The sequence below is a fragment of the Sphingobacterium micropteri genome, from assembly GCF_014692515.1.
GTDB classification, from domain to species: domain Bacteria; phylum Bacteroidota; class Bacteroidia; order Sphingobacteriales; family Sphingobacteriaceae; genus Sphingobacterium; species Sphingobacterium micropteri.
On record NZ_JACOIK010000020.1, the window covers coordinates 12,629 to 32,044 of the forward strand.

Sequence of the window (19,416 nt, forward strand, 5' to 3'; positions counted from 1 at the left end):
TCTACAAAACCCCTTTCGTACTCGGCAACTGCATATTTTCTGCATCCCGTCGTACGGCTTTCTTTATCGATTTCGCAAAGGCTTTGAAGATAGCTTCAATTTTATGATGCTCATTATCGCCCTCTGCTTTGATATTCAAGTTCGATTTCGATGCATCGGAGAACGATTTAAAGAAATGGAAAAACATTTCGGTCGGCATATCTCCTATTTTTTCCCTGTTGAAAGCCGCATCCCATACAATCCAATTCCTGCCCCCAAAATCAATGGCTACCTGTGCCAAACAGTCGTCCATAGGCAATGTGTAAGCATAACGTTCGATACCCCGTTTATCACCCAATACCTTCAGAAAAATTTCGCCCAATGCGATACCTGTATCTTCAATGGTGTGGTGCTCATCGATATGTAAATCACCCTTCGCTTTTACCGTAAGATCAATTGCGCCGTGTCGTGCAATTTGGTCGAGCATATGATCGAAAAACGGTAATCCGGTATCTATATCCGATTTTCCGGAACCATCAAGATTCAATTGGATAAAGATATCTGTTTCATTCGTTTTACGATGGTGCTCCCCGGTACGTGTACCTAATTTTAAAAATTCATATATAGATCTCCAATCAGTTGTCTCCAACGCGATGGAATCACTTTTTATACGGAGGCTTTCGGCCTGACCTAATGCATCATTATTACGCAACCAGATAGCTTTAGCACCTAAATTCTCTGCTAATTTCACATCATTGACACGATCCCCGATCACAAAAGATTCGGTTAAATTATACTGTGCGGCATCAAAATATTCATGCAACATACCAATACCGGGCTTACGTGTCGGCGCATTCTCGTGGGGAAATGTGCGATCGATGTGTTCTTTCACAAAATGAACACCTTCTCCGGCAAATGTGTCGACGATAAAATGATGTACGGGCCAAAAGTTCTCCTCTGGATGAGAAGAAGTTCCCAATCCATCTTGGTTAGACACCAACACCAATTCAAAATCAAGTTCTTTCGCGATACGCGGGAGGTATTGCAACGCTCCTGGGTAAAATTTGAGCTTGGCAAACGAATCTATTTGTTCGTCCTCGGGCTCCAATATCAATGTCCCATCGCGATCTATAAATAATACTCTTTTCATTTATCCATTATAAAATCTCTTCACTTCTTTCAACAGCGTCTTGTTTTCCGCTGGTGTGCCGATAGTCAGACGTAAACATCCTTCGCACAACTCTACTTTGGAGCGGTCTCGTACAATAATCCCCTTATCTACCAAAAAATTGTAAAGAGCTCGAGGTTCTTCCAATTTGACCAGTATAAAATTGGCATCCGACGGTGTTACGTGTGTAACTTGAGGTAATACTTGTAAAGCTGCGGACAACTTCTCCCGTTCGCCAACGACTTCCTTAATCCATTCGTTTACAATCTCCACACCTTCCAACGCCTCTAAAACAATGTCTTGGGTGGCTTGATTAATATTATAAGGTGGTTTGATCTTGTTAAATACCGCAATAATTTCTTTATTGGCAAAAGCCATCCCTAACCGCAATGCCGCTAGCCCCCAAGCTTTCGAAAGCGTTTGTAACACGACTAAATTCGGAAACTCTGCCAAATCTGTGGTAAAGGAAGGTTGTTTTGAAAAATTGATATACGCTTCATCTACCACTACAATCCCATCAAAATTGACCAAAATCGTTTCGATATCTTGCCGACGGATACTATTTCCGGTAGGGTTATTTGGGGAGCAAATAAAAATCAGCTTCGTATGCGCATCAATCGCCTCTGCGATTCCGTCTAAATCCAGCTGGTAATCGATCGTTAAGTTTACCTTTTTATAGGCTACATTGTTGATGTTCGCCGAAACTTCATACATACCATAGGTAGGCGGTACCAAAATAACATTATCCCTTCCCGGTTCACAAAATGCGCGAAAAAGGATATCAATAGCTTCATCGCTACCATTACCTAAAAAGATATTTTCTACCGGAACACCTTTAATACGATGCAACTTTTCCTTCACCCGGTGCTGAAGCGGGTCTGGATAGCGATTATAATTTCTAGCATAAGGTGAACCAAATGCATTTTCGTTGGCATCTAATAAAATAGATGCCTCTCCCTTAAATTCATCTCTTGCCGATGAATAAGGTACTAATCTTTTTATGTTATCCCTCAGCAACAGGTTCAGGCTAAAAGACGTCTTCATATTTTTCATTAGAATAATGTATTCTTTATGGCAATGAAGCTTGCATGAGCTAAGTTATTCATATCCTTTTCTTAGCGGCAGCTCATGCAGGTTTCAATTGAGCGTGTAAAGATGGGGAAAAATCTACAAAAAGCCTATACTAAAAACCACTTACCTTCTTCAGACAGCTCAGTATGGGGAAAAATTGTTTGAGATTCGTCCAAAAGAGGTTGCAAATCTTTATAACGGGCGGAGAAATGTCCGAGCAAAAGTTTCTTGGCATTTACGGTTTGTGCCACCTGCGCCGCCTCCAAACTGGTGGTATGAAAGGTTTCCTTAGCCCGCTCTATACGGTCGTGCAGGAATGTCGCCTCGTGATATAATAAATCTACGCCCTGAATAGCGCCTAAATAATCCGTATTCATCACCGTGTCAGAACAATAAGCATAACTTCGAGGTTGTGGTGGCGCATAGGTTAAATCTTTGGCCGAATAAACAGTACCATCATCTGCAACATAATCGACGCCTCTTTTCAAAAGACGCCTATAGGGAACAGGTATATTCAACCGCTCTACTTCTTCTTTCTTCAATGACGCCGACCGGGGCTTTTCATCAAATCGAAAACCAGTACACGCAATACGGTGTTGTAATGGGAAGCTGGTCACCTGGAGTTGTGTATTTTCGAATATGACTTCTTGACGATACGCATTCGTCGGGTGAAAAATCAATGGATAACGTAACCGCGTATCAGAGTGTTTAAATTGTAAATCTAATATCTCTTTCAACGCGGAAGGACCATAAACGTGTAGGTCGCTCTGGCGCCCTACCAAATGTTGCGAAGAAAGTAGCCCAACAAGCCCCAAATAATGATCTCCATGCAAATGGCTGATAAAAATATGACTTATCCGGCTACCTTTAATTCCATAGCGGAGCAACTGCATCTGTGTACCTTCCCCACAATCTATGAGGAAGAATTGTTCGTTAAAGTTTAGAACTTGGGACGTCGGATGACGACCGTACATAGGTGTCGCCGAACTATTCCCCAATATCAAAACCTCAAACCTCGTCATGTTGGCCAGTTCTTAAATCTAATCGAATCTCATTGCCAAAAATCATATCTTCGGCAGCAGAAACCGTCGATGCAGTTTTGAAATACCCCTCCATATTGGCCATTTTAAGTAGGGTCAAGAGTCGGTCGTTTAATCCGGTAAGAATAAAGAGTCCGCCAGAGGCTTTACATAGCCGGCGTGCTAATAATCCCATGCGTAAACCATCTTCATCCGCATCCGCCACATGACAAAGATTTAATACAATATTACGTTGCCCACCTGTATTGCGCAACATAAACTCACCTTTCAATTTCGCCGCCGCTCCTCCATCTAGGAAATCTGTCAATGGTTCAATAACCACATAGCGTTCATGCTTGTCAACCGTAAATTTCATCTGTATATTTTTATCTTTTCGTCTCTAATCTACAATAATTTGTTTAAAGCTTCCATTATATTTCGCTCTACCCGCGAAATGGCATCTTCATCTGCCGGATATTGAAATTTCTCACCCGCGATATGTTCATATAGTTCAATATAGCGTTCGGATATGGATTGAACAATATCGTCGGTCATTTCAGGCACGGTCTGCCCGTCCTTTCCTTGAAAACCATTATCCATTAACCATTCTCGTACAAATTCTTTAGACAACTGCCGTTGCGGCTCACCATTCGCCTGCCGTTCTTCATAGCCATCAGCATAAAAATAACGAGACGAATCTGGCGTATGGATTTCATCCATCAAGTATATTTGACCATCTTTTTTGCCAAATTCATATTTCGTATCCACCAATATCAACCCTCGCTCCCGTGCCATTTCTGTACCTCGCTGATATAATGCATGGGCAAATTTCTCCAGCTGTATATAGTCTTCTTCAAGTACAATACCCTTAGCTATAATATCTTCCCGTGAAATATCTTCGTCATGTCCCACATCGGCTTTCGTTGTCGGTGTTATAATAGGTTCTGGAAGTTTATCGTTCTCTTTCAATCCTTCCGGCAGGGTTACTCCACAGAGCGTTCTGCCTCCGTCGCGGTAAGTACGCCATAAATGCCCCGCCAAGTATCCTCTAATCACCATCTCCACCTTAAATGGTTCGCATTTATACCCTATGGTAGCATTCGGGTCTGGCACGGTAATGACCCAGTTTGGAATAATATCTTTTGTGGAAGAGAGGAATTTCTCTGCAATCTGGTTAAGCACCTGTCCTTTATAAGGAATAGGGCGCGGCAAAACGACGTCAAAAGCAGAAATTCTATCTGAGGCCACCATCACCAGATATTCATCGGCTATGGTATATACATCACGCACCTTCCCTTTATAAAAGGCCGTCTGTTTATCAAAATTAAATGTTGTTTCTTTTATTGCGTTCATTGTATTAAATCTTATATATCTCCATAAGCCTCCAAAATACGTCTCACCAATTTATGCCGAACGACATCTGATCCGCTTAAATGGATAATATCAATACCATTGATGTTTTCCAACAACTTCACCGCTGTTGCCAATCCGGACTGGGTTTTCTTCGGTAAGTCAATTTGTGTAAGGTCACCCGTAACGATAAACTTCGCCGTTGGTCCCATCCGGGTAAGGAACATTTTTAACTGCATATCCGTGGCATTCTGCGCTTCATCCAGGATAACAAAACAGTTGTCCAATGTACGTCCTCGCATAAATGCTAATGGAGCTACCTCTATTACGCGGCGTTCCAAATAATCTTTCAGCTTATCAGCGGGAATCATATCGTCCAATGCATCATAAAGCGGGCGTAAATAGGGATCCACTTTTTCTTTGAGATCGCCCGGCAGGAAACCTAGATTTTCCCCCGCTTCGACGGCAGGACGCGTCAAGATAATACGTTTTATCTCTTTATTTCGCAATGCCCGAACCGCCAATGCGACTGCTGTATAGGTTTTGCCCGTACCTGCGGGTCCAATGGCGAACAGAATGTCATTTTTGGCTATACTCTCCACCATTTTAAGCTGATTTGGTGTACGGGCACGAACAATCAGTCCATTAGGCCCGTATACAATCGGCTCCCCTTTAAAAACAGCGGGTTCTCCGATTTTCTTTTCCGCCGACCTTTCAGGTGCACCATTTATCCCCACCAAATCCTCCAGTGCATTGGAATCCAAGTTTTGAAATTGTTCAATATGTCGCAATATACCATCAAACACTTGTTTAAACCGTTGTTGTTCCGATTCCTCTCCCAACACCTTCAATTCATTTCCACGTGCCACCAACCGCAGTTTCGGAAACCCTCTTTTTATCCACTCAAAATGCTCGTTTTGAGCGCCCCATAACGTCACTAAATTAACGTCGTCTAATGGTATACGTATTTCGTTCAAATTGTCTATTTTATTTTTTACGTAATAAAGATAAATCAAAAATACAAACTATAATCATCTATTTGTATCTACATGACAAAAAATGGAAATTTAGCTTTGCAGCAATTAATATTGCACTTTCTTTTATTACTTTTGTAGTTCTTTTAAGAAGAGGGCAGCATCGTATTTTAACGTTTTTAGTATCTTTAAAGGGGTACATAATGTATGGGAGTAATAACGCTTACAACAGATTTGGGGCATCGTGATTTTTATCAGGCGGCATTAAAGGGCAGCATCATATCGCAATTGCCGGATGTCCGTCTAGTAGATATTACGCATGAAATCCCTTCTTTTGATATACAGCGTGCCGCTGTGGTACTTCGTAACGCCTTCCGTTACTTTCCGAATGGCACCGTTCACCTTATCGGTATCGACACGGTTTTTCAAGAGGATTCGCATTATGCGATGATGAAATATGACGATCACTTTTTCGTGGGCGCAGACAACGGCATTTTTAGCATTATCCTTGGAGAAAATGATCCGCAGGAGCTCTATGAAATTGACATCATGCAGGACTTGCGCTATCTACACTTTCCACTGGCCGATATATTATCTAAAGCTGCCTGTCATATTGCGAACGGGGAACCGCTGTCCGCCATTGGGCAACCGATCGACAAACCGCTTAAAAAAGTACTTGTACAGCCGTTGGTTACGTCTAATGCAATAAAAGGCCATGTATCTTATATTGACGCTTTCGGGAATGTCATCAGTAATATCAGCAAAGAACTTTTTAACGAAATACAAAAAGGCCGGAGTTTCAAGCTGCATTTTAAAAGGAATGAAACTATAAATAAGCTGAGCTGGCATTATAATGAGGTACCAGAAGGCGAAAAGCTCTGTTTATTTGGGATTAGCAACTTTCTGGAAATAGCTATCAACAAAGGGCATGCGAGCCGGCTGTTGGGCTTACAGCAAGATGAGGTTGTTATGGTAGAATTTTTAGATAGCTAACATGAAACCCCTTTCTTTATTTTTTGTTTTTTTCATGGGTTTGCTCTATATGGGGAAGTCCCAAAGCCATATCGATATAGATTCCATCAATTTCGAACAGCAACGAGAGCGTGTCAACAATTTATTGGAACAACGTAGTAAACGTTTTGGAGAGTTTGATCATAGTCTGCGCCAAAAGACAGGCGTATTTGGTATTTTCAAAAGAAAAAAAGATATGCAGAAGTCGATCGACATCCTTCGGGAAATCGTCTTAACAGATAACGACATCTTTTTGGAAACAAAGAAACTACTCTACATCAAGGAAAACGAAAGTGATCGAAAAGAAAACTTAGCTTCCGCATACGACAAGCAGATCTCCGGCTATATGCACACGATTACGAAGCTCCAAACGGAAAACGAAAAACTGCGCAACCAAATCAACGATCTAGAAAGCAAACAACGAAACAGGCATCGAACCATCCTCCTGCTCGTCATTATCATTTTAGCGTTAAGCTTTACATTATATCTGCGTATGAAGCCGCATAAGCCGAAAAATTTGACGCAAGAGTGATAAGGGCACATAAATAATACTGTATTTTTGCTCTCTAATAATTCGAGTTGAAGAATGGCGAGATCGCGTTTGAATAGTGGCAATACACAGTCGGAAGACTTACCCAAACCCAGGCTTAGTAAAGAGTTACTCAAGAAAGCGTTAAAAATTTTCACCTATTTGAAACCATATAGGGGAAAATTTATATTGGGTATGCTTTTTCTTATCCTATCGAGCTTGACCATGCTGACTCTCCCCGCTCTAGTTGGGGCGATGATTGACGCAGCGCAAGGGCAACAAAGCTATCCTTGGTTGCCTGCCAATATAATCAGCATCGGCGCAATTTCGATGGTATTGCTCTTGTTTCTATCGATTGTATCTTTCGCCAGAATACGGCTATTTGTAGAAATAGCGGAGAAAGCCCTCGCCAATATCCGTAAGGATACGTATCATAAGCTCATCACGCTACCGATTGATTTTTTTGCCAACAGGCGGGTAGGAGAATTAAATAGTCGCCTTTCTACGGATTTGGCCCAGATTCAAGATACGTTAACAACGACATTGGCCGAAATATTAAGACAGACAATCAGTCTGGCATTAGGCGTATGTCTCTTGGTATTCGTTTCTCCGAAGCTTGCGTTAATGAATTTATCGATTCTGCCTATTATCATCGTCATCGCCATTATTTTCGGACGCTTTATACGTAACTTATCTCGGCAAGCGCAAGATCAACTGGCAGATTCCAACACCATTGTACAAGAAACCCTCTCCGGCATTAGTAACGTTAAAGCATTTGTCAACGAATACTACGAAGCTAATCGCTACGCCCATAAACTCGATGCTGTAGTCAAGCTGGCGGTCAAAGGAGCAACATACCGTGGTATCTTTGCATCCTTTATTATTTTCTGTATTTTCGGTGCTGTCATCGTTGTAATCTGGTACGGCGCCTCGTTGGTATCCGCCGGTGAAATCTCCGTGGGCGACTTAACAACCTACATCTTATACTCCTTTTTTGTAGCCGGATCCATGGGTAGCTTTCCTGAATTATATGCCAATATACAACGTTCTATAGGTGCAAGCGAACGGGTTTTGGACATATTGGATGAAGAACCGGAACCGATAGCGATAGCGGAAAACAATAATGATATCGAGATGTCTATGCAGGGTGCACTTACCTTTAATCACGTCGGATTTACCTATCCTTCTCGTCCGGACATCCCAATCCTAAAAGATATTTCGTTTCATGTAGAGGCCGGAAAAAAATTAGCATTAGTTGGACCAAGTGGCACCGGAAAATCAACCATTGCTTCGCTTATTTTACAATTTTATATGCCTACCTCAGGAACCATTGCTTACGACGGTAAGGATAGTACAGCATATTCCCTAACAGACATTCGTAATCAGGTAGCTATTGTTCCACAGGATGTGCTGTTATTCGGAGGCACTATCCGTGAAAACATTGGATATGGCCGCCTGGATGCCAACGCGGAAGACATCATAGAAGCTGCAAAACGAGCTAACGCACACGAATTTATTATGGCTTTCCCACAAGGTTATGACACGCTAGTAGGAGAACGAGGCGTAAAACTATCGGGCGGACAGCGTCAACGTATCGCTATTGCACGTGCACTACTGAAAGACCCTGCCATTCTTATTCTGGATGAAGCAACCTCCTCTTTAGACTCGGAATCCGAGAGATTGGTACAACTGGCTTTAGAAGAGCTTATGCGCAACCGCACATCTGTCATCATTGCACATCGGTTAAGTACGATTAAAGATGCTGATCAAATTGTAGTAATTGAAAACGGCGAAGTATCGGATATTGGAAATCATGTGGATCTAATGTCCAAAGGCAGCGGACTCTACCATCACCTTTATTCCTTACAATCGATCCAACATGTCACACAACGGGATTAAAAAATCCTTTTTGCCCATAAAAAACACGGACACAAAAACTTTTTCCAGATTTTTTTGTTAGATTTAAGAAAGGATGATTATTTTTTTTTAGAAACGACAAAAACAACAGGATATTATGGAAAATAAAAATGGATTCATTGCATTCGCGCTTCTTGGTTTAGCTGCTGGAGCAGCTGCTTATTACTTACTAGGTACAGATGATGGCAAACGCCAATTGGAACGTGCAAACGAGGGTGTGAAAGACCTGACGAAATCAATTAAAGAGCTCTCTAAAAAAGAAGCAAAACGTGCTGCTAAAATAGCAAAGTCTACTAAAGCGGAATTGAACAACTTGAAAGCCAAAGCGAAAGATGCCGGCGTACGAGCAGTAGATGCTGCCGCCGAAAAGGCTCATAAATTAGCTGATAAAGCTTCGCAAGCCGTGCATAGTGCAGAGGACAAAGCTGAAGAGATCGTTGCTAAAGCAAAATCAGAATTAGACAAAGCCTAACGCTTATTTTGGAGAGTTGACGCGGTTTCGAAGACAAGTATTTGTATCTTTGCTGCGTACATGAATACACTCCAGCAAGTAAGGACTTTAGTTTATAAAGATATCGTTTTGGAATGGCGTTCAAAATACGCAATAAATGGTATCTTATTATATGTTGTATCTACAGTATTTGTTTGCTATCAAGCATTCCAATCTGTAGATACACTTGTTTGGAACGCACTGTTCTGGATTATTATGTTGTTTGCCAGTGTTAACGCCATCAGCCGCAGCTTCGTCCAAGAAAGCCAAAGCAGACAGCTTTATTACTATACCTTGATTAGCCCCCACGCGATTATATTATCCAAAATAATTTACAATACGCTGGTCATGATACTCTTGTCGCTGATCGCATATATTGCCTATAGCATCACATTTAGTAACCCTGTCGGCGATCCCTTTTTGTATACAGTCTCCGTATTGTTGGGGAGCATGAGCTTTGCTTCCGTCTTTACCATGGTATCTGGTATTAGTGCCAAAGCAGGCAACAATAGTACCCTTATGGCTATATTGAGCTTTCCGGTTATTATACCGTTACTCATCGTCTTAATTACCTTATCCCAAAATGCCCTAACAGGGATTCCAAGAGATGAAAGCACCAATGAAATACTCGTCTTACTGGCAATTAATGTAATTACGATTACCATTTCTTTATTGTTATTTCCTTATCTTTGGCGTGATTAATTCTTTCGAATCATGAGAAAATCCTGGTGGAAAATTTTAGGACTGGTGATGGTGGCTGCTAGTATTGTGGTTGGCTTCCTTGGCCCGGTTCCCGCTTTGTTCCTCTTACACGAAACCATCCGTAATGTGTATTTCCATGTACCGATGTGGTTCGCTATGTTTGCCCTTTACCTTATTTCCGTTATTTATAGCATACGTTATCTGAACAGCGGACGTATCAACGACGATTTAATCGCCGTTGAGGCTGTCAATACCGGTATTGTTTTCTGTATTATAGGTCTGCTAACCGGCATGCAATGGGCTAATATTACTTGGGGAATGGCTTGGCCTAACGATGCTAAAACAAATGGTTCAGCAATCGCGACGCTTATGTATCTAGCTTACCTCGTTCTACGGAATGCTTTAGAAGAAGAACAGAAAAGAGGTAAAATATCTGCCATCTACAATATTTTCGCGTTTCCTATTATGATCGTGCTGATGTACATTATGCCCAAAATGACAGACTCTTTACATCCGGGAAGCGGCGGCAATGGAACATTTGGCGATCTCGATATGGACAATCAAATGCGTCCCGTGTTCTACACAGCGATTATCGGCTGGATACTCATAGGTGTTTGGATATGTACTTTACGTTATCGTGTACGCCTGCTAGAAAACAAAAGAAACCTCATCGATTAATCTCATAGCACATGATCATCATGAAGAAGATAATTACCATTTTACTACTTTTTTTTCTAACCAGTAGTTATACATTTGCCCAAAATCAAATCGAAATGGCCACAGGGCTTCGTAGCTCTGGAAAGATATACGTCGTCGTACTTGTACTATTGACCATTTTTATCGTTTTGGGTATATTCTTATTTATGCTGGATAGACGCATTAAGAAGCTAGAGAAGTAGTCAAGCATGATCATAAACCAACATCGAAAGTTTTCGCCGGTCAATATTGTATTCGTATCGGCTATCGGTTTGGTTCTGTGCTTAGGTATTTTTCTCAGTCTGCCGGATCACATCACACCTATCCTATTTGAGCCTGCTATTAATAACCTCATCGGGATACGTATAGGCACCGGCCTTTCGCCAGGTGCAAATGTGATGATTACATTAATCCTTACATTGTTGCAAGGATTTTTCCTAAACCGGATTATTAACAATTTCAACCTTTTAGGTAAACCTAATTTTACCCCAGCGTTGATGTATATGACGTTGGTAAGTTTGTTCACCCCGTTTTTGGTACTTTCCCCTCCCCTTATCTGTAACTTTATTACGATATGGATGCTAGGCAAACTGTTTAACATCTATAAGCAACACGATATAAAAGGATTAATGCTTGATTTAGGAATGATTGTGGCGATAGGGAGCCTGATTTATTTCCCCTTTATGGTGATGATGATATTGCTGTGGATAAGTCTATTGATTTTTCGACCTTTTAATTGGAGAGAGTGGATAACGCCTCTATTAGGCTTTTCAACGATATATTTCCTTTTAGGAGTCATTTATTACTGGATAGGACGTTTACAGGATTTTTTCGCGATTTTCAACCCTCTTGGTTACGCTTTCCCGACCGAGTTAACCCTTAATATGTATGATTATCTTGTTATCATTCCCGTAGCCATTACTTTACTGTTTTTTCTGGTGGTATTAAAAGAGCATTTCTTCAAGAGCGTTGTCCATCTGCGTAAATCTTTTCAGCTTTTGTTTTTTATGATATTGCTGACTTTGGGTTCCTTCTACCTCAATGATCATATTACCATAAATCACTTTTTACTCTGCGCACCACCCATTGCTATTTATCTGGCATTTTATTTTACCAATTCTAAGTCGAAATGGGTGTACGAAACCCTTTATCTTGTTATCATAGCAGCCATTATTTATTTCCAGTTTGTTTAATATTAAAACGGCGGCATCTAAAAAACATGGATGTAAAACACTACACGTCAATCGATTAACCTTTTTTAACAAATAGAACTAACGGAATAGTTAAAAAATAGATAGTTTTGTAGCAAATTTTGACCATGCACAGACGTTCGATTGAAAGTTTCACCAAAATAGCACTGCAGTTCTTGTTAGGATTAGGTTTATTTGGCATTCAGCAAGGATATGCACAACGATCCACCTCCCATTCTCCTTATTCACAATTTGGATTGGGGCAGATGCGGAACGACTTATTACCACAAACCCGTGCTATGGGTGGGATTTCTACCGGTGTAAGATATCTCACGGGTCTCCCTACATTGAATATTGCGAACCCCGCCTCCTATTCGGGATTAAATCGTACGGTCTTAGAAGCGGGTATGTATGGTAATTTCACACAACTATCGAGAGATAATGTGAGTGATCATACCGCCGATTTCGCTTTTGGACACCTTGCCATTGGTATCCCATTGCAAAAATACGGTGGCTTTTCCTTCGGATTACTTCCTTTTTCGGACGTGGGATATTCATCAAGAAACGTAGAATCTATAGACGACTTGGCTTATGAAAAGCAGATATTCGGAGAGGGTGGAATCAACAAAGCTTATCTAGGTTACGGTGTATCGCCTATCAAAGGGTTAAGTATAGGTGCCAATGCCGGTTTTCTTTTTGGAAATCTTTATGATATTACGCAGGTCAAGTTTCTAAGCGATCTTTCTGCTTATCCGGCAGAACTAAAGGAAACACGCAATATACGTGGTGTGACCGTTGATTATGGCATTCAGTACAGTAAATCTATCAACAGGAAATATAACCTAACATTGGGTTACACGGGAACATTAAACAATACCATCAACGCGAGACCTAGCAGGTTCATCACTATATCAGAAAATAATTTTGACGACGAATATATTGCACCGCCATTAGACACGATCAGTACAGGAACTTTTCCTACCAGAAAAATCCAACTTCCTTTAAAACATAATGTCGGCTTCACCCTATCAAAAGGGTACAACTGGCTGATAGGTGCTGATTTTAAATATGCTGATTGGTCGAATTTTGAAGTACTGGAGGGCCAGAATAAATTGGAGAAAAGTTACGGTTTTGCGGTAGGTGGGCAAATCAAACCGGATCCAACTTCGGTACGTTATTGGAACCAGGTCGATTACCGATTGGGATTCCGTTATAACCAAACGCCCGTTGTATATAGAAACCAACGAATTAACGACATGGCTGTTAGCATAGGGGTAGGCCTACCGCTACCGGAAACAAACTTCGGACGCACATTTTCTCAAATCAATATTTCAGCTGAGTTCGGACAACAAGGTTCACTCAACCACAATCTGGTACGGGAACGGTATATTAATATTAATTTTGGTTTCACGATTAACGACTCTTGGTTTATCCGCCGAAGTTTAGATTAACGATGCGTTTTCTTTCGCTCCATAATAAAAAACTATCCGCTCCCTTATCTATATTATTCGGGGCAGTTTTATGTATGGCTTGTGAAAATGATCTTCGTGATGTAGAGAAAATTGCGAATATACAGCAAGAAGAGAATGTAAATATCTCGAAAGATGTAACAGTAGTATATAGTGATTCTGCGAAGGTAAAAGCGGAATTGACTTCTCCTGAACTGCGGGAATACCCGGATAGCATCGCGATGTACGAATTTCAAAAAGGTGTATTGATTCGCTTTTTTGATGAAGAAGGTAAGGAGTCTCAGCGTATACGTTCGGATTATGCCGTCCAAAAAGTAAATGAGGAATTAATTGAATTCCGCAAAAACGTGGTGGTCAATATGGTAGACGGCTCCATAATCAAAACGGAAGAGCTTTTTCTCGACCAGAAAAAAAGTATCTATTATAATACTGTTCCTATAACCTTCGACTTCAAAGACGAACGAGGCAGCTTACAAGCCACCTCATTCATTTCCGACACGGATTTTAAAAAAATTGATGGACAGAATATGACTGGTTTTTATATTCCATCAAGCGGCCAACAACTTCCTTCGTTCGGTAATTAACATGTCTCGCACATTTTTTTATTTTTTTTTCATAAAAGTTGTATCTTGCGCCTTGTTTTTAATAAAGGTCAATTAAGTAACTGAATAAACAGAGTATATAGACTATGGGATTAATGAGCTATTTGCGGAACCGAGCGGGGCTGGTAGTAACTGTCATTGGTTTAGCAATTATTGCGTTTTTATTGGGAGATATCATCAGCTATGGGACTCCCTTTTGGATGAAGAATCAAAATCAAGTGGGTAGCGTCAATGGAGAATCCATCGACTATCAAGTATTTAACGCACAGGTTGATCAAACAACTGCCATGTATCAACAACAGATGGGGGGGACTTCATCTCCTCAAATGCGTAATTATGCGGTACAGCAAGTTTGGAATCAATTTATCTCACAAGAGCTTTTAAAGCAAGAGATTGAGAAAATAGGGCTTTCCGTCGGACGGGATGAGTTAAACAGCTTGGTATCTGGTACCAATCCTTCTCCACAAATTGTACAAGCATTTACCAATCCACAAACAGGTGTATTTGATAAAACACAGTTGAATACGTTCCTTTCACAAATCAACAGTCAGGGGACACCGGAAATGCGTCAGCAATGGGAAATGCTTTTAGAAAACATCCGCAATGAGCGTTTGAATGAAAAATATTCGAACTTATTGACCAACAGTGTATATGTTACATCGTTGGAAGCACAAGAAGAGTATAACCAACGCAATAAATTGGCAAACTTTAAATATTTGATGCTGGATTATTCTTCGGTAAAAGATTCTGAAATCAAATTAACGGATGCTGATTACAAGGCTTATTATGACGCACACAAAAATACATTTGACAATCCAGAAGAAACTAGAACGATCGAATATGTATTGATTGATTCCAGAGCTACTGCTAACGATACAGCGGCAACTAAATCAGTTATCGAGCAATTAAAATCAGAGTTGATAAATTCTACTACAGATTCTTTATTTGCTGCAGTCAATTCCGACACAAAATATCCGTTTGCTTATATCCGTAAAGGACAAGTAAGTCCAGCATTGGATTCGGTGATTTTCAATGCGCCTATTGGCACGACGGTAGGACCATTCTTATCTCAAGACAGATTTGAAGTTGCAAAGGTTGTAGATGCTAAATTCAGTCCGGATTCCGTAAAAGCTTCGCATATTCTATTGAATACAACCGCAGAAGGCGGTATTGATAAAGCACAAGCGAAAGCAGATTCTATCAAAAGATTGATTCAGCAAGGAGAAAGCTTCTCTGCTCTTGCTATACAATTCAGTTTGGATGAAGGCAGCAAAATAAACGGAGGTGATCTCGGTACTTTTCCGCGCGGACAGATGGTTCCCGAATTTGACGAGGCTGTATTTTCGGGAAAGGCTGGCGATGTCGTTATCGTTAATAGCCGTTTCGGAACACACATTATTCGTATCGAAAAACAAATCGGCAACTCGAAAATTGTTAAAGCAGCTATTGTAGACAAGGTAATCAATAGTGGTAAAGCCACAACAGATGCTGCCTATGCAAAAGCAAACAACTTCTTTGGCGACGTAAATAGTAAAAATTTTGCAGAAGTTGCCAATAAACAAAGTACCACGGTACATAAAGCAGAGCGCGTAGTACCAATGGACAATACATTTAATGGGGTAGAAGTTCCGAGAGATCTTGTGCGTTGGGCTTTTGAAGCTAAAGAAGGAGAAGTTTCCGAGCGGATATTTGATACCGAAGATAATTTCATCATTGCGCGGGTGGTCAATATACAACCAAAAGGTACACTTTCGCTTGAAGCGGTGAAACCACAAATCGAAGCGCGCGTACGCAATGAAGTAAAAGCAAAAATGCTTACCGAAAAACTAAACAATGCGTTGAGTGGTGCATCCTCTATAGATCAAGTAGCTCAAAAACTAGAGAAAACAGCAGTCGATATTGAGAATATCGTTATGGCCAACCCAGTGCTTCCAGGTATTGCGATGGAACCAGCGGTTGTAGGAACCGCATTCGGCTTGCAACCGAATAAGCTGTCTAAAGCCGTAAAAGGCGAGCAAGGCGTTTATGCAGTGCAAGTGACTGGTTTTGTTAACCCTGCCGAACTTGTTGCTAGTGATATGAATAATCAAAAGCAACAAATGCAAACGTCAAAAGCACAGCGTTCCTGGGGAGCTATTTATCAAGCGCTCCAACACAAAGCCGATATTCATGACAATCGCATTAGATTCTATTAGGATATAATAAGTAACTTTATAGCCGGACATATTTTTGTCCGGCTTTTTGTTTTGTATCGTATGGACATTCAAGAAAACATCGTTAATAAGGTAGCCCAAAGTGGCCTAATTACCATCGACTTGGCGCATTATGCACCCAAAGAAGAAATTGTGATATATGATATCAAGGACAATTTATTTCACGGGCTTATATTAAAGGAAAAAGATTTTCGAGCGTTTATTAAGGAACACGATTGGAGCCAATATCAAAACAAGCATATGGGTATTATTTGTTCAACAGATGCTATCGTCCCAACCTGGGCATACATGCTCCTCGCAAATAAGCTAGAGCCTTACGTGCTTTCTGTACATTTCGGCAATAAAGAAACAGTAGTGGACAATTTATTTAGCCAAGCATTGGACGAGATTGACTTCGGTATCTATCAGGATGAACGTATCGTGGTGAAAGGATGTGGAGATATTTATGTACCAGAATCTGCTTTTATTAAATTTACACTTGGTTTAAGCAAAGTTGTCAAGAGCATTATGTATGGCGAGCCCTGCTCTACCGTACCGGTGTATAAGCGCAAAAGTTAAACTATTGTCGACTATCTTTGTCCATTACTATATGAGAAAAATTTACACGTTTATCGCGTTTTTCATTTGCGGCATAGGCTTGACCATCGGACAGACTTTACCATACTTGGCACAACCTACATACCAAGCTGGTGAAAACTTGACCTATAAATTAAAGTATGGGATCTTGTCTGTTGCGACGGGTACGTTAAAGGTGGAGAAATCGAAATTGCGATTCAGCAACCCTAACGCTTTTCACCTATCCGCCTTCGGCCAAACATCCGGGTTATTTGCTGTTTATAAAGTAAGAAACAAGTACGATTCCTATATAGACGGTGATAATTACCTGCCTTATCTATATATAGAAGATATACATGAAGGCAGTTATACGCGTGAGGAATATGCTACTTTTGACCATCGAAATAAAAAAGTTTCGGGGAAGAAAGGTACATTCACCAGCCCGACCTCGCAATTTTTCGATTTACTATCCGCTTATTATTTTTCCCGTAATTTGGATCTTTCTTCTCTTAAAAAAGGAGATTCATTTAAACTTACGTATTTCTTAAACGATGAAGTCGCACAGTTGGGCATCAAATATATCGGTATTGAAAAAATCAAAACATCGTTGGGGGAATTGGAATGTATTAAATTTAGTCCCGAGATTACACCAGGTCGGATATTCCGAAAAGACAGCCAGCTTTTCTTATGGGTTACCAATGACGGCAACCGGATTCCGGTAAAGGCACAGGTAGAGATTTTAGTGGGCACCGTGACGATGGAATTAGTGGATGCAAGTGGATTAAAGCATACACTTGGAAAACGCGTCAGTTATTCAAAATAAACAACATGATTGAAGTAGGCAACGTATTAGTGCATGAGGATATCATTAAGAATGACTTTGTTTGTAATTTAAACAAATGTAAAGGCATCTGTTGCGTAGAGGGTGACGCAGGAGCACCCTTGAACGAAAACGAAACCGATATTCTCCGGGAAATCTACCCAAAAGTTAAGCCCTATATGACCGAAAAGGGCATCCAGGCTATCGAAGAACAAGGCACGCACGTTATTGATATGGACGGTGATCTAACGACCACCTGTGTGGATGGCAATAAGGAATGTGCTTATGTCACCTGGGATAATGGGATAACAAAATGTGCCATCGAAAAAGCATACGAACAAGGTGAAGTGAATTGGAAAAAGCCTATTTCCTGCCACCTTTACCCTATTCGTACCACACGTTATCCTGCGTTTGATGTTTTGCATTACGATCGTTGGCATATTTGTAGTGATGCATGTACATTCGGTAAAGAATTGGGCGTTCCGGTATATAAGTTTCTCAAAGAACCCCTCATTCGTGAATATGGCGAAGAATGGTACAAGGAATTAGAATTAGCTATCGACACTTTATAAGCTATTTATTATTTTCATTCGTGTTTGTGTTCATGCTACGTGGATATTTCTTATATTTATTGCAATTTTAACTGCTTAAAACGCCATGGTGATTTAGCCATTTTTCATGCTGAAATTAAAAGATATACAAACCCCGATAGCACAGGAGCTAAAAGAATTTGAAAGTCGGTTTAAAGAATCGATGCACAGCGCTGTCCCGTTATTAAACCGCATTACGCAATATGTTTTGAAACAAAAAGGAAAACAGATGCGTCCTATGTTTGTTTTTCTTTCGGCCGGATTATGTGGGAATATCAACGATTCTAGCTATCGGGCAGCTTCATTGGTTGAACTATTACATACGGCGTCCCTAATACATGACGATGTGGTGGATAACGCGAATGAACGTCGCGGGTTCTTCTCGGTCAATGCCTTATGGAAGAACAAAATAGCCGTATTGTTAGGTGATTTCTTGCTTTCAAAAGGCATGTCCCTTTCTGTTAAACATAATGAACTCGACTTGTTAAAGGTCATGTCTGACGCGGTAGAGGAAATGAGCGAGGGCGAGTTGCTACAAATAGAAAAAGCACGCAAACTAGATATTCAGGAAGAAGTATATTTTGAAATTATTCGTAAGAAAACAGCGTCTCTCATAGCTGCATGTTGCGCTTGCGGTGCTTCATCTGCAAAAGCGCCGCAAGAGACTGTCGATCGCCTACGTCTGTTTGGCGAAAAAGTAGGTATAGCCTTTCAAATAAAAGATGACCTTTTTGATTTCGGCCTGGACGATGTTGGAAAACCTGTAGGGAATGACATTAAAGAAAAAAAGATGACCCTACCACTTATCTACGCCCTCAAAAACACGAGTTCTTCGGAGAAAAGGCGTATTATCAATTTGGTAAAAAACCACAGTGAAAACAAAGATAAGGTCACGGAGGTTATCACCTTTGTACGAAGTAGCGGCGGCATGGACTATGCACGGGAGAGAATGCTGCAGTACCAACAGGAAGCCTTTGCTATATTGTCTGCATTTCCAGATAACACCTACAAGGTTGCGCTGGAACAATTAGTCAGGTTTACTACAGAAAGAAATAAATAGAATCTACATCA

Annotated in this window: 21 protein-coding genes; 15 read left to right on the forward strand and 6 right to left on the reverse strand. The window is 40.7% G+C overall.

Annotated elements, in window-relative coordinates; all coding sequences use genetic code 11:
* Window position 1 precedes the first annotated feature (1 nt).
* The 6 genes from hisB to H8B06_RS20075 all read right to left on the reverse strand — a co-directional run bounded on the left by hisB (window position 2) and on the right by H8B06_RS20075 (window position 5,564).
* Window positions 2-1,129 carry a bifunctional histidinol-phosphatase/imidazoleglycerol-phosphate dehydratase HisB gene (gene hisB, locus H8B06_RS20050; RefSeq protein WP_190995971.1) on the reverse strand — a complete coding sequence of 376 codons (1,128 nt, stop codon included), beginning with the start codon at window positions 1,127-1,129 and terminating at the stop codon, window positions 2-4.
* Window positions 1,130-2,191 (reverse strand): histidinol-phosphate transaminase, encoded by a 1,062-nt coding sequence (hisC, locus tag H8B06_RS20055; protein ID WP_190995972.1) that lies wholly within the window; start codon window positions 2,189-2,191, stop codon window positions 1,130-1,132.
* 134 nt (window positions 2,192-2,325) lie between these two features.
* Window positions 2,326-3,240 (reverse strand): ribonuclease Z, encoded by a 915-nt coding sequence (locus H8B06_RS20060; protein ID WP_190995973.1) that lies wholly within the window; start codon window positions 3,238-3,240, stop codon window positions 2,326-2,328.
* Window positions 3,227-3,613 carry an STAS domain-containing protein gene (locus H8B06_RS20065; RefSeq protein ID WP_190995974.1) on the reverse strand — a complete coding sequence of 129 codons (387 nt, stop codon included), beginning with the start codon at window positions 3,611-3,613 and terminating at the stop codon, window positions 3,227-3,229. Before H8B06_RS20065 ends, H8B06_RS20060 begins: the two co-directional genes overlap by 14 nt.
* A gap of 29 nt (window positions 3,614-3,642) precedes the next feature.
* A complete protein-coding gene (locus H8B06_RS20070; protein WP_190995975.1) occupies window positions 3,643-4,590 on the reverse strand; it encodes a phosphoribosylaminoimidazolesuccinocarboxamide synthase in 948 nt (315 codons plus the stop codon).
* Between the two features lie 11 nt (window positions 4,591-4,601).
* A complete protein-coding gene (locus H8B06_RS20075) occupies window positions 4,602-5,564 on the reverse strand; it encodes a PhoH family protein (RefSeq protein WP_190995976.1) in 963 nt (320 codons plus the stop codon).
* Window positions 5,565-5,768: 204 nt separating this feature from the next.
* Between H8B06_RS20075 and H8B06_RS20080 the strand changes: the two genes are divergently transcribed.
* The 15 genes from H8B06_RS20080 to H8B06_RS20150 all read left to right on the forward strand — a co-directional run bounded on the left by H8B06_RS20080 (window position 5,769) and on the right by H8B06_RS20150 (window position 19,405).
* Window positions 5,769-6,554 carry an SAM hydrolase/SAM-dependent halogenase family protein gene (locus H8B06_RS20080; protein WP_190995977.1) on the forward strand — a complete coding sequence of 262 codons (786 nt, stop codon included), beginning with the start codon at window positions 5,769-5,771 and terminating at the stop codon, window positions 6,552-6,554.
* A gap of 49 nt (window positions 6,555-6,603) precedes the next feature.
* On the forward strand, window positions 6,604-7,104 hold the full coding sequence (locus H8B06_RS20085; RefSeq protein WP_190995978.1) for a hypothetical protein: 501 nt from the start codon (window positions 6,604-6,606) through the stop codon (window positions 7,102-7,104).
* Window positions 7,105-7,158: 54 nt separating this feature from the next.
* Entirely contained in the window at window positions 7,159-9,000 is a 1,842-nt protein-coding gene (locus H8B06_RS20090; protein ID WP_190995979.1) for an ABC transporter ATP-binding protein, read from the forward strand.
* A 115-nt stretch (window positions 9,001-9,115) separates the two neighbouring features.
* The gene (locus tag H8B06_RS20095; RefSeq protein ID WP_130141651.1) at window positions 9,116-9,490 is read left to right on the forward strand and encodes a hypothetical protein; all 375 of its coding nucleotides are present in this window, start codon (window positions 9,116-9,118) and stop codon (window positions 9,488-9,490) included.
* Window positions 9,491-9,550: 60 nt separating this feature from the next.
* On the forward strand, window positions 9,551-10,210 hold the full coding sequence (locus H8B06_RS20100; protein WP_190995980.1) for a heme exporter protein CcmB: 660 nt from the start codon (window positions 9,551-9,553) through the stop codon (window positions 10,208-10,210).
* 12 nt (window positions 10,211-10,222) lie between these two features.
* Window positions 10,223-10,888: a cytochrome c biogenesis protein gene (ccsA, locus tag H8B06_RS20105; RefSeq protein WP_190995981.1), complete on the forward strand. Its 666-nt coding sequence runs from the start codon at window positions 10,223-10,225 to the stop codon at window positions 10,886-10,888.
* A gap of 20 nt (window positions 10,889-10,908) precedes the next feature.
* Entirely contained in the window at window positions 10,909-11,109 is a 201-nt protein-coding gene (locus H8B06_RS20110; protein WP_190995982.1) for a CcmD family protein, read from the forward strand.
* Window positions 11,110-11,115: 6 nt separating this feature from the next.
* The gene (locus H8B06_RS20115; protein WP_190995983.1) at window positions 11,116-12,099 is read left to right on the forward strand and encodes a DUF6427 family protein; all 984 of its coding nucleotides are present in this window, start codon (window positions 11,116-11,118) and stop codon (window positions 12,097-12,099) included.
* 125 nt (window positions 12,100-12,224) lie between these two features.
* Window positions 12,225-13,547 (forward strand): porin family protein, encoded by a 1,323-nt coding sequence (locus H8B06_RS20120; protein ID WP_190995984.1) that lies wholly within the window; start codon window positions 12,225-12,227, stop codon window positions 13,545-13,547.
* 2 nt (window positions 13,548-13,549) lie between these two features.
* Window positions 13,550-14,149 (forward strand): LPS export ABC transporter periplasmic protein LptC, encoded by a 600-nt coding sequence (gene lptC / locus H8B06_RS20125; RefSeq protein ID WP_190995985.1) that lies wholly within the window; start codon window positions 13,550-13,552, stop codon window positions 14,147-14,149.
* 113 nt (window positions 14,150-14,262) lie between these two features.
* Window positions 14,263-16,362 carry a peptidylprolyl isomerase gene (locus tag H8B06_RS20130; protein ID WP_223857819.1) on the forward strand — a complete coding sequence of 700 codons (2,100 nt, stop codon included), beginning with the start codon at window positions 14,263-14,265 and terminating at the stop codon, window positions 16,360-16,362.
* 60 nt (window positions 16,363-16,422) lie between these two features.
* Window positions 16,423-16,938, forward strand: coding sequence for a DUF2480 family protein (locus H8B06_RS20135; protein ID WP_190995987.1), 516 nt, complete (start codon window positions 16,423-16,425; stop codon window positions 16,936-16,938).
* A 31-nt stretch (window positions 16,939-16,969) separates the two neighbouring features.
* Window positions 16,970-17,758: a DUF3108 domain-containing protein gene (locus H8B06_RS20140; protein ID WP_190995988.1), complete on the forward strand. Its 789-nt coding sequence runs from the start codon at window positions 16,970-16,972 to the stop codon at window positions 17,756-17,758.
* A gap of 5 nt (window positions 17,759-17,763) precedes the next feature.
* Window positions 17,764-18,327 (forward strand): DUF3109 family protein, encoded by a 564-nt coding sequence (locus H8B06_RS20145; RefSeq protein WP_130141661.1) that lies wholly within the window; start codon window positions 17,764-17,766, stop codon window positions 18,325-18,327.
* Window positions 18,328-18,433: 106 nt separating this feature from the next.
* A complete protein-coding gene (locus H8B06_RS20150) occupies window positions 18,434-19,405 on the forward strand; it encodes a polyprenyl synthetase family protein (RefSeq protein ID WP_190995989.1) in 972 nt (323 codons plus the stop codon).
* Window positions 19,406-19,416 lie beyond the last annotated feature (11 nt).